This is a genomic window from Bradyrhizobium sp. HKCCYLRH2060 (genome assembly GCF_051168135.1).
Taxonomy (GTDB): domain Bacteria; phylum Pseudomonadota; class Alphaproteobacteria; order Rhizobiales; family Xanthobacteraceae; genus Bradyrhizobium.
Genome location: NZ_JBNPUK010000005.1, coordinates 66,761 through 81,214 on the forward strand (window position 1 = coordinate 66,761; position 14,454 = coordinate 81,214).

Sequence of the window (14,454 nt, forward strand, 5' to 3'; positions counted from 1 at the left end):
ATGGTGCCGGCCCGCCACATGGCCTACACATTGCTTCCGCAAATTGATTGGATTCGACCGCTGTTGCCGTGGTATCGCCGTGTGTGGGAGCAAAGACGGAATGGAGAGACGGCTGGCCGCGATTGTCTGTGCCGATGTGGTCGGTTACTCGCGGATGATGGGCGCCGACGAGGCGGGAACCCATGCCGCGTTCAAGGCGCATCGCGGCGCCATCCACCCGATCATCCTCAATCACGGCGGCCGCATCGTGAAATACACAGGAGACGGGTTTCTCCTGGAATTTCCGAGCGTCGTCGGCGCCATCGCGGCCTCGGTCGAAGTGCAGAAGCTGATGGCCGAGCGCAATGCTCATTTGCCGGCCGACCGGGTGATGCAGTTTCGCCTCGGCCTCAACATGGGCGACGTCATCTTCGATGAGGACGAGGTATTCGGCGACGGCGTCAATACTGCGGTGCGACTTGAAGCCGCAGCACCGCCTGGCGGAATTGCCGTCTCCCACAAGGCCTACCAGGAAGCCAGCAAGCACCTCACAGTCACCTTCGTCGACCGCGGGCCGTTCCGCTTCAAGAACATCGAAGACACGATCAACGTCTGGACCTGGGATCCGTCCTCGCCGGAGAAGAGACGCGAGCAGCGGTCCGCCACGGCCCTGCCGGCGCAATACCGGACCGCCATCGTCGGCGTGCTGCCATTCGCCAATCTCAGCGGCGAGACCGACGAGTACTTCTCGGACGGCCTGGCGGAAGACCTCATCCATGCGCTGTCGCTGCAGTCGTTCTTCCGGGTGCTCAGCCGCAACTCCACCTTCGCCTTCAAGCATGCCGGCATGAGCGCCCGCCTGATCGCACGCGAGATCGATGCGACCTATCTCATCCAGGGCTCGGTGCGGCGCTCCGGCGACAAGATCAGGGTCACCGCCGAGCTGGTCGCGCCGGAGAACGGCGAGCAGCTGTGGGCCGGCCGCTACGACCGCGACATCGGCGACCTGTTTGCCGTGCAGGACGACATCACCGCCAACCTGTGCACCGCGCTGATCCCCGAGATCTACCGCGCCGAGGCCGCGGTGCCGGTGCGGTCCAAGACGACCGACCTCACGGCGTGGGACCGCTTCCTGCGCGGGCTGTCGCACTACTACCAACCGACCAAGGCCGACTACGAGAGCTCGATCGCGCTGTTCCGCGAGGCGATCAGGATCGACCCAGGTCTCGCGATCGCCCACACCTATCTCGGCACCATCCTGCTGCAGGGCATCCATTTCGGCTGGATCAGGAATTCACGGGAGCTGTGGGACGAGGCAATGGCGCTGGCCGAGGCCGGTGTCCGGCTCGATTCCCGCTCGTCGTTCTCCTATTCGCTGCTGGCCTATGTCCATGCCATGCAGGGCCGGGTCGAGGCCGGGATGGAGGCGGCGCGCAAGGCGCTGCAGCTCAATCCCTATGACATGGGTGCGCGCGGCGTGCTTGGCGTCTGCCATCTCGTCGGCGGCGAGCACCGTCAGGCGATCGAGCTGTTCTCGGTCGCTGCCCAGCGCGGCAACAGCGATCCGCGCTATCAATGGTCGGTGCTGAGCGCGTTCAGCCACTACATGCTCGGCCAGTACGACGCCTCGCTGTCCTGGGCGCGGGAGTCGCACTATCAGAATCCGAACCATCTTCAGTGCCTCGCGATCCGCGCCGCCGCGCTGGCGCAGCTCGGACGCTCGGTCGAAGCCGGCGAGGCCGTCGCGGCGCTTTTGAGCCAGCATCCGTGGATGACGATCGAGCGCCTCCTGAGCAACATCCGCTGGCGCAATCCTGCTGACATCGCGCATTATCGCGACGGCCTCACCAAGGCCGGCATCCCGTTGACCAAGCTCACCCTCGTGGACACCAAGGCCAAATTCGCGGGCGAATAGCGCGATCGCGACTTGAGGTTGACACTTGAGGTTGACACTTGGGCGGGTTACTCCAATCATTCATGATTGCATTGTAGCGTTCAGACGGCGGCCGACCCGCCCGTTCCTCGGCGCAATTCGGCGCCGCCTTCGTTTGTTTGCGTGATTTCGTTTTCATCACTCAGGTGCTTTCCAAGGATGTTCTTCGATGCAAGAAGACAGCGCCCGCGCCCGTGACGCCCTGCCCGGACAGCTTCCGGTCTCGTCCGACAACCCGTGCCCCTTCCTGCGCGCGCTCGTCGCCGGCGGCTTCGTCGACGGCCACAGCGTCCCGCTGAAGACCATCGGCGACCGGGTCGAGGCGGCAAGCGGCGAGACCGGCTTCAAGAAGCGGCTCGTCGGCATCGAGACCTTCGGCGTGGCGCTGATCGCGAACGGCCTGTCGCCGCTGCGGCTCCTGAAGAGCCTGTGGTCCGGCGCCGATCTCGACCAGTTGCGCAACGGTCCGCTCGACAAGCATGGCGGCGGCTCGCGCATCCTCGACGCCGAGGCCAAGGTCCATCCCGAGGAGATCGACCGCTTCGCAAGCTTTGGCAGCGACTATCCCGATCCCAACGGGGGCACCGAGCGCGGCCTCAACGCGGCCCAGATCCAGACCTTCATGAAGGCCAATCTGACGCGCGACGGCGACCAGGCACGCTGGTACTTCCCGATCCTGATGCAGGGCGAATGGCCGGTGCTGCTGAACATCCTCGGCAAGGGCGACGGCGATGGCCGCTATCTCTCGGTCGCCGAGGTCCGCACGCTGTTCGTCGAGCGTCGCCTGCCGCAGCGTATCGCCGCGCGGCTGATGGCCAAACCCAAGCCCGCGAACATCGTCTGGCGCATCGGCAAGGCGCTCGTCGGCGGCGCGGTCGCCGCGGCGCTGGCGCTGCTGCTGCTCTGGGTGGCAGCGCCGGACGCGGTGAGCGACAAGCTACGCTCCATCCTGCCGTCCGATGCCGCGGCCCTGGTGCCGCCCGCGCTGCCCGAGACCGAGCCGACCAAGGCGGCCTACTGGCTCGACCAGGGCTGGAGCACGCAGGACCGGCACTGGTTTCACCACGTGACGCAGGGCACCGCGACCTTCCCGATTCCCTACGCCTGGTTCATGGCGATGGAGCAGCCTTATCTGACGCCGTTCGGCGCGCCCGGCCTGATCTCCGACAGCGCCTATCTCGAACGTTTCGGCTTCATCCCGAGCCCGAAGAGCGTCGACGGCGACCCAAGCGTCCTCCGGCCGTTCGGCTACGCCGCCACGGCTGCCAAGACCGAACCCGCCGCGCCGCTGCCCGCAGGCCTCAAGCCGACCCCGGCCGGCAATGAAGGCGGCCTGCCGGTCGGCTTCGCGCGGCTCACTGGCGCTGCCGATCCCACCACCGGTGCGCCGCAATCCGACAAGATCGGCCTCACCTGCGCGGCCTGCCACGCCGGCAGCATTCACTACAAAGGCGTGAGCGTGCGCTTCGACGGCGGCCCCGGCATGGTCGACCTGCGCAAGCTGGAAGAAGCCATGGGTTTTGCGATGATCTTCACGCAATACGTGCCCGGACGCTTCTCGCGCTTTGCCGATCGCGTGCTTGGGCCCAATGCAACCGATGCCGATCGCGACGCCCTGAAGAAGGGGCTGAAGGACGCGACCTCCTTCGCGCTCAACATGCAGGCCAAGAACTACAAGGACACGATCAAGGCCAAGAAGCAGATCGAGACCGAGGAAGGCTTCGGCAGGCTCGATGCACTCAACCGCATCGGCAACCAGGTGTTCTATCTCGACATGGCCGTGAGCGGCCTGCCGAACATGCTCGGCAACCAGGAGGCCATCGACGCGCCGGTGTCGTATCCGCCCATCTGGACGGTGCCGTGGTTCTCCTGGGCGCAGTATGACGGCTCGATCGCGCAGCCCTTGATCCGCAATGCCGGCGAGGCGCTCGGCGTGTTTGCACAGATCAACCTCTCGCCGGAGACCGCACGGGACAAGCTGTGGCGCTCGTCGATGGCGATCGAAAATCTGCTCTACATCGAGAACATGCTGCGCGGTCCCGATCCGTTCGCGACGACGACGCCCGCGTTCGGCGGGCTGACCTCGCCGAAATGGCCGGAGAAACTGTTCGCCGGCGACGACGCCTGGAAGATCGATCCGGCCCGCGTCGAACGCGGCCGGAAGCTCTATGCAACGATCTGCGTCGAGTGCCATCTCGGGCCGGTCGCCGACACCGTGTTCGACAAGACCTATCCGGACAAGAGCTTCTGGAAGATCAAGCCGGCCGATGACTGGGAGAGCAAGGGCTGGAATGCCAAGGGCCCGATCCTCGACCTCGTGCAGAAGCCGGTCGACGCGATGCAGACCGACCCTGGACAGGCGAGCATTCTCGCCAACCGCAAGGTCAAGGTGGCAGGCTTTCTCGAGGTCGATCCGGCCAAGGACCTGAAGGGTTGCAACCTGCCGCAGGACTCGACCACGGACATGCCCTATGCGCTGGCGCTGATGGCCGTCGTGCAGAAGGCCAGTGACAAATGGATGGAGGACCGCAAGCTCTCCGAGGCAGAGCGGACCGCATTGTGGGGCGATCGCAGGAACTGCCCCAACCCGGCCGGCAAGAGCTATCGCGCCCGCCCGCTCAACGGCGTCTGGGCGACCGCGCCCTATCTGCACAACGGCTCAGTGCCATCGCTGTACTGGCTGCTGACGCCGGCTGCCGAGCGGCCGACGTCGTTCTGCCAGGGCGCGCGCGACTATGACCCGAAGGCGGTCGGCTTCGCCGTGCCGAAGGGCGGCGAGAGCGCGTGCAAGGTCGGACAGACGCTGTTCATGGCCAGCGATTCGAGCGGCAAGCCCATCAAGGGCAACAGCACGCTCGGTCATTCCTTCGAAGGCCCGACGAAGCCCAACAAGGATTATCCAAACGGCATCATCGGCGGCGCCTTCTCGGAGGACGAGCGCTGGGACCTCATCGAGTATCTGAAGACGTTGTGAGGATGTGAAGCGGCGCGCCTTGCCGACGGCGAGGCGCGCCAGCGCGTCATGCCGCCCTCCAGAGACCGGGGCGTAGGCACCGCCGGATGGTCGTGCCCTGCTCGCTCAGCGAATGCAGCATCACCCAGCCATTGGCGACGAGATCGCGGACGCCCTGGTGGCGTTGCATGATCTCGTCCATCGCACTCTCCGGCGCAGCGATGAACACGTTCAGGCGAACCGGCTCGTGGATGAAGCGGGTGCCGTCATGCACCGACTGCCAGGGCAGTCCGACCCGGAGATCGCCGGCATTGCCCTCGAGCACGCCGAGTTGCCCGACGATGTTGTGCAGCACCTTGTTGCCGCTGCCGAAGGCGGCATTGTTCACGGTCGAGCCGTAGTACTGCAGATTGATCCAGCTCGCGACCACCATCGGCGCCGTCATGATCAGTTCGAGCGTCCGATGGCCCTCGTCGTGCCCCGCCTCGTAGGAGTGCAGGAAGACGCGGCCGCCGAGGTCAAGCCCGCGGGTGAAGCTGCGCGGCGCGGCGATGAAGGCGGCGTTGCCGGCGAGCCCCCATTCGGGCCGCACCTGCGACCAGTCGCGGGTGCGCGCGACGACCGCATTGTCGACGTCCGAGGCGTCGCGGATGCCGAGCAGCGCGCTGCGCTCGAGCCGCGCTAGCCGTCCGGCCTCGGTCAGCCGCGCCCTCAGCCGCGCGAGGTCCTGCGCGAGCGCCGCCGGAACGTCGTCCTCATCGAACAGCGTGACCGCATCGGTGGTGGTGTCGTGCAGCGCGCCGATGAACCAGCAGTCGGCGGGAATGTCGATGTCCTTGGCACGGAGGCCCTCGCGGACGCGCCGGTCGTTGAGCACGGCTGCCGCGACACGCGCGTTGGCTTCGCCCGTGTGACCGCCGCAGGCGCCGCAATCGAGCCCGGAGGCGTGCGGATTGTTGACCGTCGTGCTGCCGTGGCCGGCCAGTAGCACGAGCCGCGCGAACGGCCCGGTCAGCGACATCGCCTTCAGCACCGCCTCCGCCATCGCGACGCGCTGCACGTCGTCGAAGCCGGTCACGCGCCCGCCGAGCTCGCCGGGCGTCAGTTGCGGCATCACCCGCGAGGCGACCTCCGGATCGAGACCATCTACGACCGGCGACGGCACCGGCCGTGTGACGCCGGCGCTATCGGTCGCGATCTTGGCGGCGAAGCCGAGGCCCGCAGCCTCCACGAAGGAGAACGACGACACGGCCGAGACCTTGAACGACTTCCATGCCTTGGCGGCGCGCCGCCGCAGCAGACGCAGGCCAAGCACCTCAGCCTCCTCGACATCGTCGGCGCCCTTGACGGCCTCGCAGACGATGAAGGCGGGCTTCAGCAGCACCGGGCACTGCGCGCCGCCTCTGGTGTGGCCAATCGGCACGTATTCGATCGGGAAGCCGAAGAAACCGGCGAAGCCGATGGTCTCGGCTTCCGGATAGGCGGTCTCCAGCGCGCGGCGGAAGATCTCCGAGCGCACGTCGATGCAGAACGCGGCCTGGACCAGCGGCCGGGCCGGCAGCTGCGTGATCGATCGCTGCGCACCATGGGTGGCGAGCTTCGCGACGAGCCTCTCGCGGAACCCGATCTCGTAGGCTTCATGCAGAATGAGATCGATCGCAAGCTCGGGCGTCTCCTCGAGCCGGTGGTCGGCCGGCAGCTTGGCCGCCTCGGCCATCGCCTGCGCCCAGGCCTTCTTGAACGCCTCGTCGGTCCGTGCCTGGAACAGCGCAAAGCCCCAGGCGAGCCGAATGGCCAGCAGTTCCAGCAGAGTATCGTCTCGCCCGCCGTCGAGCTGCGCGTTCCAGCCGATATAGCGCGCATAGGCCGACCAGCCGCCGAGATCGAACAGCGCCCGCACCAGATAGTCCTCGACGGCCCGAGCTGGGATTCCCAGCCGATCCACGATCAGGCCGATCGCCTGCACCGGATCGGCGGGCAGCTCCGCGACGGCTTTCCGGAATCCGGCAAGGCCCATCGCCTCGGGATTGCGATCGTAGGCCGCGAATTTGCGCCAGGCCGCGTAGGGCTTGAGCTTGCGCACTGGGCTCGGCCAGCTCGCCTGCCCCTCGTCGAAATAGGTGGCGCAGAAGGCCGAGATCTCGTCGATCATGAAGGCGACAAGCGAGACGTAGCGGTCGCCCTCGGCGAGCCGGTCGAGCACCTCGGCGACGGTCGCGACCACGGCGGGCGGCGACGACTGCGCGGCCTCGGCAAGAGCCTTGCTCTTGAGCTGTTCGACGTCGAGGCCCATGGATGGATGCGACATGAGAGCCTGCGTCAGCGCGGCATCGTCGATCCGGCCGTCATCGAGCGCCTGCCGGTAATACGCCCGCGGCATCAGCATGCGCGTGCGCACCACGCGCTCGAAGGTGGCGGCGGTCGCCGCGAAGCTTTGGCCGGTGAAGCCGAGGAACGGATTGACCGCGACGAAGTGCTTCAGCGGCCACAGCGGCGCGACCCGCTGACAGGCGCTGTCGATGCGGGCCATGAGCCCGGCATCGGCGGGGGTGTCGAGCGGATCGGCCATGGACATGGCGAGGGCGGCCTGGGTCATCGGAGATCTCGGATCACTGGTTGGACGGGAGACGTGCGGTCGAATGCCTCGGCCCTAAGGTCAGCACGAGACGGTTGGCGAGCGTGTTGAGATAGAGGCCGTTGCGCAGGTGGACGTAGGCCGCGATCCAGAACGGCGCGTCGGCGCGGCGCATCATCTGGTTCTGGAACACGGTGACGGCCGCGAACGACACGACGACGGCGGCCGCGATCAGCATCGGCACGATGCCGTCGACCGGCCGTGCAGCCGGGATGCTGCCCCCGACCAGCCAGGCCATCGCGGCCTGCAGCGCGAAGTAGACGATCGCGACACCGGCCGCGGTGACCGCGGCGCGAGCGACGACGAAGGCGTTCGGCCGCTCGTCGATGGCGTTGGCCATCAGGTGAACGAGCCCCATCAGCAGCACCGAGCCGAGTGCGATCTGCGCCGGGTTGGTGCGCAAGGTCATGCCGAAGGCGAACCCGGTGAGCAGCGCGAGCCCGATCACGGCGACCAGCGCCAGGATCAGCCGTGCCGCGTGCGGCTGGCCGCCGGGGCTCGGTGTCCAGGACGCCCGGGCAAGATCGATGATGCTGCCCGAGGACAGGAAGGCATGCGCCTTGTAGAGCGAGTGCGCCACGATGTGCAGCAGCGCCGCGGAGAAGGCGCCGAGCCCGCATTGCAGCAGCATGAAGCCCATCTGCGCCACCGTCGAATAGGCCAGTTGCACCTTCACCGAGGTCTGCGTCAGCATCACCAGCGAGCCGAACAGCGCGGTGGCGCCGCCGACGATCGCGAGGACGTCGAGCGCGGGCGTGGCCAGCAGCAGCACGTCGCTGAGCCTGAGCACCAGGAAGCCGCCGGCATTGATGATGCCGGCATGCAGCAGCGCCGACACCGGCGTCGGCGTCTCCATCACCTCGATCAGCCAGCCATGCAGCGGCAGCTGGGCGGATTTCAGCATGGCGGTCGCGACGATCAGGAGCGCTGCAATCGTGACGATCGGAGAGCCAACCCCCTCGCCCACCCGGGCGTGGGCGACGAGGCCGGCAATCTCCAGCGTGCCGAACCGGATGTAGAGCAGCAGCGCAGCGAGTGCGAGGCAGGCGTCGCCGAGCCGGCTCGCGACGAACTTCTTGCGCGAGGCGCGGATCGCAGCCGGCCGGGTCTCGTAGAACAACAGCAGCTTGCCGAGCGAAAGGCTCGTCGCGACCCAGGCGGCGAGCAGAAGCACCAGATTGCCCGCGATCAGCAGTGTCAGCACCGCGGCGAGGGTCAGCAGCAGCCAGCGCGTGAACCGGACCTGACCTGGATCGCCGTCGAGATAGTTGCGGCTGTAGCGCACCACGACCATGCCGATGAAGCTGACGAGAACCGAGAGGATGGCGCCGAGCGCGTCGAGCTGAAGCGACAGCCCGAGGCCGTATCCGCCAAGCAGCGGCGTCCGCCCTGCCCCGACGACGGCCGCAGCGAGGCTCGCGACCGTCGCGATGCCGAAGGCGATCGCCGCGGCGAGGATCGCGCGGCGAGCAACGTCACGGGCGCTGGCGTGGATGCCCACAAGTGCGGCGACACACAGCGTGAGCGGCGCAAGCGCCGCGAGGCAGGGAATGAGCGGGTTCATGACGGCTCGACAGGTTGATCAAATGAGACGGCTGCCCCCTGCTTTACCGGCCCACGATGCTTCTTAAAATTTCAATGATTGAACCTGATCGTTATAAAATATAGAACGATGCCATGCCGCACCTGAACTACCATCACCTGCGCTATTTCTGGGTCATCGCCAGCGAAGGCAGCATGAGCCGCGCCGCGCAGCGGCTCAACGTCTCGCCCTCCTCTCTCTCGGTACAGATCAAGGCGCTGGAGGCGCAGCTCGGGCAGAAGCTGTTCGAGCGCACCGGCCGCACTCTGCAGCTCACCGAGGCCGGGCGCATCGCGCTCGACTATGCCGGCAGCGTGTTCAAGTCCGGCCATGAGCTGATCGAGACGCTGTCGGGCCTACGGCCGGGACGACAGTTGCTGCGGGTCGGCGCCGCGGCGAACCTGTCGCGCAACTTCCAGATCGCCTACCTGAAGCCGCTGATCGCGCGGGTCGACGTTGAGCTGATCATCCGCACCGGCCAGTTCGCCGAGCTCCTGGAGCAGCTCGATTCCCACAAGCTCGACCTCGTGCTCGCCAACCATCCGGCAGCGCCGGACATGCGCAGCAGTTTCGAGAACACACTGATCGACGAACAGCGCGTCAGCCTCGTCGGCCGCAAGCCGACCGGGCCCGCGCGATTCCGCTTTCCGCAGGATCTCGCGACGACGCCCGTGATCCTGCCCGGCCGAGGCAGCGCGCTGCGCTCGGCCTTCGATGCGCTAGTCGGATCGGGCGGGATCCGCCCGATCATCGCCGCCGAGGTCGACGACATGGCGATGCTGCGCCTGATGGCCCGCGAGAGCGGCACCGTCACATTGGTGCCGTCGATCGTCGTGATCGACGAGCTGCGCTCCGGCACGCTCGTCGAGCGCGCGCGGCTGAGTGCGCTGAAGGAGCAGTTCTTTGCCGTGAGCCAGCAGCGCCGCTACGCCAATCCGCTCGTCGCCGAGCTGATCGGATCGCGCGCCAGGAAGACCGGTTCACGGCCCGAATGACTGTCGGTGACAGCTTGTCTCGAGAGAGGTTGCAGGCAGCCCGCCTCGGGACGGGTGAGTCCTGCGGACCAACTACCGACTGGGGCCGGGTCGGCAGCGGTTCGATCAGAACATCGCGGGCGGGCTGACATTCACCCCGTGCTGGACCAGCACGAGTGAAGCGACCACGCCGGTCAATGAGAACATGGTCACCAGACCGAAGCCGGAATTGAGCGCATGGGGACCAACCAGCTTCCGCGCAATCTTCATAATCATCAATGTCTCCTCCAGGAATGTCGTTAGTGGACGCCACTAGCGGGACGGCGCGTTACCGGGACGTTTCCAAACTTGGAGAGATCGCCGCGTGGTGAATGCATGCTTGAATGCACAGCAAGCCCGGCATGAAGCCCGATTAACACTGACGGCGGATTCACAAATGCATCGGGACGAGGGAGGCGTCGGCGCTCGAAAAGGTTGAATTTTCTTAACAGCTCGCGCTTGACGGATGATGTCGACGACAAGGGTGGACTACGACCGCGCTCGAGGCATGGTGGTTCGCGTCGCGCCGAGCGATCGCATCTACGCGCGGCGCGCTTAGTTCGACGCTTCTCAGCGGAAGTACATCGCCCCCCGAATGAAGTGTCCGCAGCCGTCAGGCTACCCTCATTCATTCGGCTGGTGACATCCGGTTAGGGACGGATCGCGTCGAAGACGTTCGCCGTCTGCGTCCTGATAGGGTCCTACTTCGCCTCGTTCATCGCCGTCGCTGCGAGCAGCGCCGCCTCGATCGTGTCCCGGGTCTTGTCGAGATGCGCCGTCATGAGCATCACAGCGCGCTCGGTGTCGCGCGCCAGCGCCGCCTCCATCAGTTCGCGATGCTCACGCGCGGCATCGCGGTTGCCCCGATCGGTCTTGCGGGCGAGATCGAGATAGCGCTCGTTGTGTGCAAACAGGAGATCACGCACCCGCATCATCCAGGCGCTGCCACAGGCCTGGGCCAACGCGGCATGGAAATCGGCATGCGCCAGCATCCAGGCCGGCGAGAAGCTGCCGTCATGAGCCGCGATCGGCGTCGCGGCCAGACGGTGATGCGCGGCAACGACCGTGGTCTCCCAGGCAAGATCACCGTTGGCGATGGCGCGGCGCAGGCACTTGGTCTCGATCTCGACGCGCATGTCGGTCAGATCGCGCAGATCGGCCACCGAGACCGGCGCCACGCGGAAGCCGCGCTGCGGCGTCGCCGTCACCAGCCCTTCCGCCGTGAGCCGCGCCAACGCCTCGCGGATCGCCCCCGTGCTGACCGAGAAGGCTGATCCGAGCTCGCTGATCTTCAGCTTCTCCTCCGGACGATAGAGGCCGGCGAGCAGGCTGGCACGCAACTGCTCGTAGACGGTCTGGGTGGCGCTGCCGGACATCGACTCACTTTCGCGGGAATTCACACTAGCAGAGCCAGAAAGTACATTTTCATCAAAAAAATATATTTTAATTGCACGACCCTCAACCTCCCCCTATGCTGAGCGCCAAAACGCCGCCGACAGCGCGGCCATCAGGGAGGTCTCCATGCGAAGCGCCATCGCAGCGGCAGGATTGTTCGTCGTCGCGTCCGTCCTCGTCGCGCCCGTGCGGGCGGAGGATCAGCCGGGCGTCACCGCCGGCGAGATCCGCATTGGACAGACCATGCCCTATAGCGGGCCGGTGTCCGCCTTCGGCATCCTCGGCAAAGGCGAGGTGGCCTATTTCAAGATGGTCAACGACCGCGGCGGCATCAACGGTCGCAAGGTCAACCTGATCTCGCTGGACGACGGCTACGTGCCGCCCAAGACCGTGGAGCAGACGCGACGGCTGGTCGAGAGCGACGAGGTGTCGTTCATCTTCTCGACCATGGGAACCGCACACAACACTGCGATCGCCAAGTATCTGTCGGCTAAGAAGGTGCCGCAGCTGTTCGTGGCCTCGGGCGCCTCGAAGTTCGGTGATCCCCAGCAATTTCCGCTGGCCTTGATGGGGGTGATGGCGCCGTTCCGCAACGAGGCTCGGATGTATGCGCGCTACGCGCTGCAGAAGAAGCCGGATGCGACCTTTGCCATTCTCGCGCAGAATGACGATTTCGGCCGCGACTATCTCGCCGGGCTGAAGGACGTGCTGGGCGAGCGCTTCGACAGCGCGGTGACCGTCGCAAGCTACGAGTCGACCGAGCCGACCATCGACTCGCAGATCGTGAAGCTGAAATCGACCGGCGCCGATGCGCTGATCATTGCCGCGACGCCGAAATTCGCCGCGCAGGCGATCCGCAAGACCCATGAGATCAACTGGCGCCCGCTGACGTTCCTGAGCAACGTCTCGGTGTGGATGTCGTCGGTGATGGAGCCGGCCGGCCTCGAGGCCGGCACCGGCATCATCTCGACGGCTTACGTGAAGGACCCGCTCGATCCGGCCTGGGCGGACGATGCCGGCGTCAAGGGCTGGCGCGACTACATGGCCAAATACGTGCCCGACGGCGACATCCGTGATTCCAACTACGTCAACGGCTACAACAACGGCATGGTGCTGGAGCACGTGCTGAAGGCCGCCGGCAACGATCTGTCGCGCGAGAACATTTTGCGGCAAGCGCTGTCGATCAAGGATCTGGAGCTGCCGATGCTGCTGCCGGGCATCAAGGTCAGCACCAGCGAGAGCGACCACCTCCCGGTCGAGCAGGTGCAGTTCATGCGCTTCACCGGCAAGCAGTGGGAGCGGTTCGGCGAGGTGCTGTCGACCAAGTAGCGGCGGCGGCCGGTTGGACTTTCGGCGGCGAAGGCGTAGACATCTGCCGTCGTCCCCAGGAGAACCGCGGCGCCGATGTCCGAGACTGAACCGCTCACGCTGAAATTCCGCTGTCCGAAGGAGCTCGAAGGCCTCATTCCGCAGCCGGTGCCGGCGCCGATGGGCGTTCCCGACTGGGTCAAGACGATGCCGGCCACCGCGTTCAGCGCGCTCAACCAGGCCGAGGAGCAGACCGTCAAGCGCTGCCCGCCCTTCATCGACGCCATGACCACGGGCTTCCTCATTCCGCTGATCTGCGATCTCACGGTCGAGGACGGCGGCATCAGTTGGGACAACGAGCTGCCGCCCGGCGGTGCGATCGATTTTCCGCGCTCGCCGATCAGCTTTCACGACGTCGCCCAGGTCACGGGCTCGCCGCTGTTCGAGGCCGACCGCTTCCTGCTCAAGTTTCACAATCTGTGGACGATCGAGTCGCCGGAGGGCTGGGCATTGCTGTTCACGCATCCCGTCAACCGCTTCGACCTGCCCTTCACCACCTTGACCGGACTGGTCGACAGCGACCGCTTTCACGACTCGTTCGTGCACTTCCCGGCGCACTGGCATGACACGGCGTTCCGTGGCCTGATCCCGAGAGGAACGCCGGTTGCGCAATGCATTCCGGTGAAGCGGCAGGCATGGGCGATGCAGACCTCGGCCTTCACCGAAGAGGAGATCGCCGAGATCCACGAGGTGCGCGATGCGCTGAAGCGCGAGACGGGCGTCTATCGCAAGCGGTTCAGGGCTTAGCTGTCGCAGCGCCGTCGATCTGCAGGAATCTGGCAGCGTCGCTCGGACGGAAGAAGAAACGGCCGTGCGAGGTGACGGCGAGCGTGTAGGCCGCGCGGGTCAGCAGATGCGGCCGGCCGCGCACCGCCGTGCGCAGCGCAGCCTGGGCGCCATCGCGATCCCCCATCTCGGCGAGACACATCGCGAGATTGGCGCGGGTCTGCGTGTCCTCCGGCCGCAGCCCGAGCGCATGGCGGTAGGTGCCTGCGGCCTCGGCATAGTCGCCGTCGAGGAACTGCACCCAGGCGAGCTCGATCAGGATGTCGGGCCGTCCCGGCGCGGCCTCGCGCGCCGCCAGCAGGTGCGTGCGGGCACGAACGCGGTCATTGGCCTGAAGAGAGAGGCGTCCGAGATCGAGCTGGAGGTCGACGCTGTCGGGTGACAGCGTCAGCGCCTCCTCGATCACGGCGATGGATTCACCAAGCTGCCCCGACTTGGCAAGCCGCCCCGCCAGCTCCTGGAACGCCGGCAGAAAAGGCGGCCGCCGCGCCGCGGTCTTGCGCAGCTGCGCGATGCCGTCGGCGGCGCGTCTGGACTCGCACAAGGCGGCGCCGAGCAGCGTCTCGAGTTCCGGATCGCTGCCGCGGAGCGCAGCCTTCTCCAGCGGCGCAATCGCCTCGCTCGCGCGGTGCTGGCCAAGCAGCGCATGGGAATGAACGAGCAGCGCCGCGCGATCGGTCCTGGCCGTGCGCAGGATCGAGGCGGCGATCTGCTCGGCGCGCGCGAATTGCCGCGAACGGAGCGCGTGGACCGCTTCCTGCAGCGCCTGCGCCTGCTGATTTTTCCGCCGTTCACTCACGTCTGCCGCCA

At 66.5% G+C, this 14,454-nt stretch carries 10 protein-coding genes; 5 read left to right on the top strand and 5 right to left on the bottom strand.

All coding sequences use genetic code 11. The features are described 5' to 3' along the window. Positions 1-100: 100 nt before the first annotated feature. The gene (locus tag ACQR10_RS12900) at positions 101-1,894 is read left to right on the top strand and encodes an adenylate/guanylate cyclase domain-containing protein (RefSeq protein WP_315801827.1); all 1,794 of its coding nucleotides are present in this window, start codon (positions 101-103) and stop codon (positions 1,892-1,894) included. 187 nt (positions 1,895-2,081) lie between these two features. Continuing rightward, on the top strand, positions 2,082-4,886 hold the full coding sequence (locus tag ACQR10_RS12905; protein WP_316217173.1) for a di-heme-cytochrome C peroxidase: 2,805 nt from the start codon (positions 2,082-2,084) through the stop codon (positions 4,884-4,886). A 46-nt stretch (positions 4,887-4,932) separates the two neighbouring features. Here the strand turns inward: ACQR10_RS12905 and ACQR10_RS12910 are convergent, their stop codons facing one another. Together ACQR10_RS12910 and ACQR10_RS12915 are read right to left on the bottom strand one after the other, a co-directional pair. Continuing rightward, the gene (locus tag ACQR10_RS12910; protein ID WP_316217174.1) at positions 4,933-7,461 is read right to left on the bottom strand and encodes a YbcC family protein; all 2,529 of its coding nucleotides are present in this window, start codon (positions 7,459-7,461) and stop codon (positions 4,933-4,935) included. A gap of 13 nt (positions 7,462-7,474) precedes the next feature. Further along, a complete protein-coding gene (locus tag ACQR10_RS12915; protein WP_316179601.1) occupies positions 7,475-9,064 on the bottom strand; it encodes an NADH-quinone oxidoreductase subunit L in 1,590 nt (529 codons plus the stop codon). 113 nt (positions 9,065-9,177) lie between these two features. Between ACQR10_RS12915 and ACQR10_RS12920 the strand changes: the two genes are divergently transcribed. Beyond that, positions 9,178-10,077 carry a LysR family transcriptional regulator gene (locus tag ACQR10_RS12920; RefSeq protein ID WP_316217175.1) on the top strand — a complete coding sequence of 300 codons (900 nt, stop codon included), beginning with the start codon at positions 9,178-9,180 and terminating at the stop codon, positions 10,075-10,077. Between the two features lie 105 nt (positions 10,078-10,182). On the opposite strand, the gene ACQR10_RS12925 is transcribed toward ACQR10_RS12920, so the two are convergent. Continuing rightward, on the bottom strand, positions 10,183-10,332 hold the full coding sequence (locus ACQR10_RS12925; protein WP_316179605.1) for a hypothetical protein: 150 nt from the start codon (positions 10,330-10,332) through the stop codon (positions 10,183-10,185). 464 nt (positions 10,333-10,796) lie between these two features. Further along, entirely contained in the window at positions 10,797-11,471 is a 675-nt protein-coding gene (locus tag ACQR10_RS12930; RefSeq protein WP_316217176.1) for a GntR family transcriptional regulator, read from the bottom strand. Between the two features lie 145 nt (positions 11,472-11,616). Between ACQR10_RS12930 and ACQR10_RS12935 the strand changes: the two genes are divergently transcribed. Continuing rightward, entirely contained in the window at positions 11,617-12,819 is a 1,203-nt protein-coding gene (locus ACQR10_RS12935; protein WP_316217177.1) for an ABC transporter substrate-binding protein, read from the top strand. 75 nt (positions 12,820-12,894) lie between these two features. Further along, the gene (locus ACQR10_RS12940; RefSeq protein WP_316179610.1) at positions 12,895-13,605 is read left to right on the top strand and encodes a hypothetical protein; all 711 of its coding nucleotides are present in this window, start codon (positions 12,895-12,897) and stop codon (positions 13,603-13,605) included. On the opposite strand, the gene ACQR10_RS12945 is transcribed toward ACQR10_RS12940, so the two are convergent. Next, a complete protein-coding gene (locus tag ACQR10_RS12945) occupies positions 13,595-14,443 on the bottom strand; it encodes a tetratricopeptide repeat protein (protein WP_316217178.1) in 849 nt (282 codons plus the stop codon). The genes ACQR10_RS12940 and ACQR10_RS12945 overlap by 11 nt on opposite strands. Positions 14,444-14,454 lie beyond the last annotated feature (11 nt).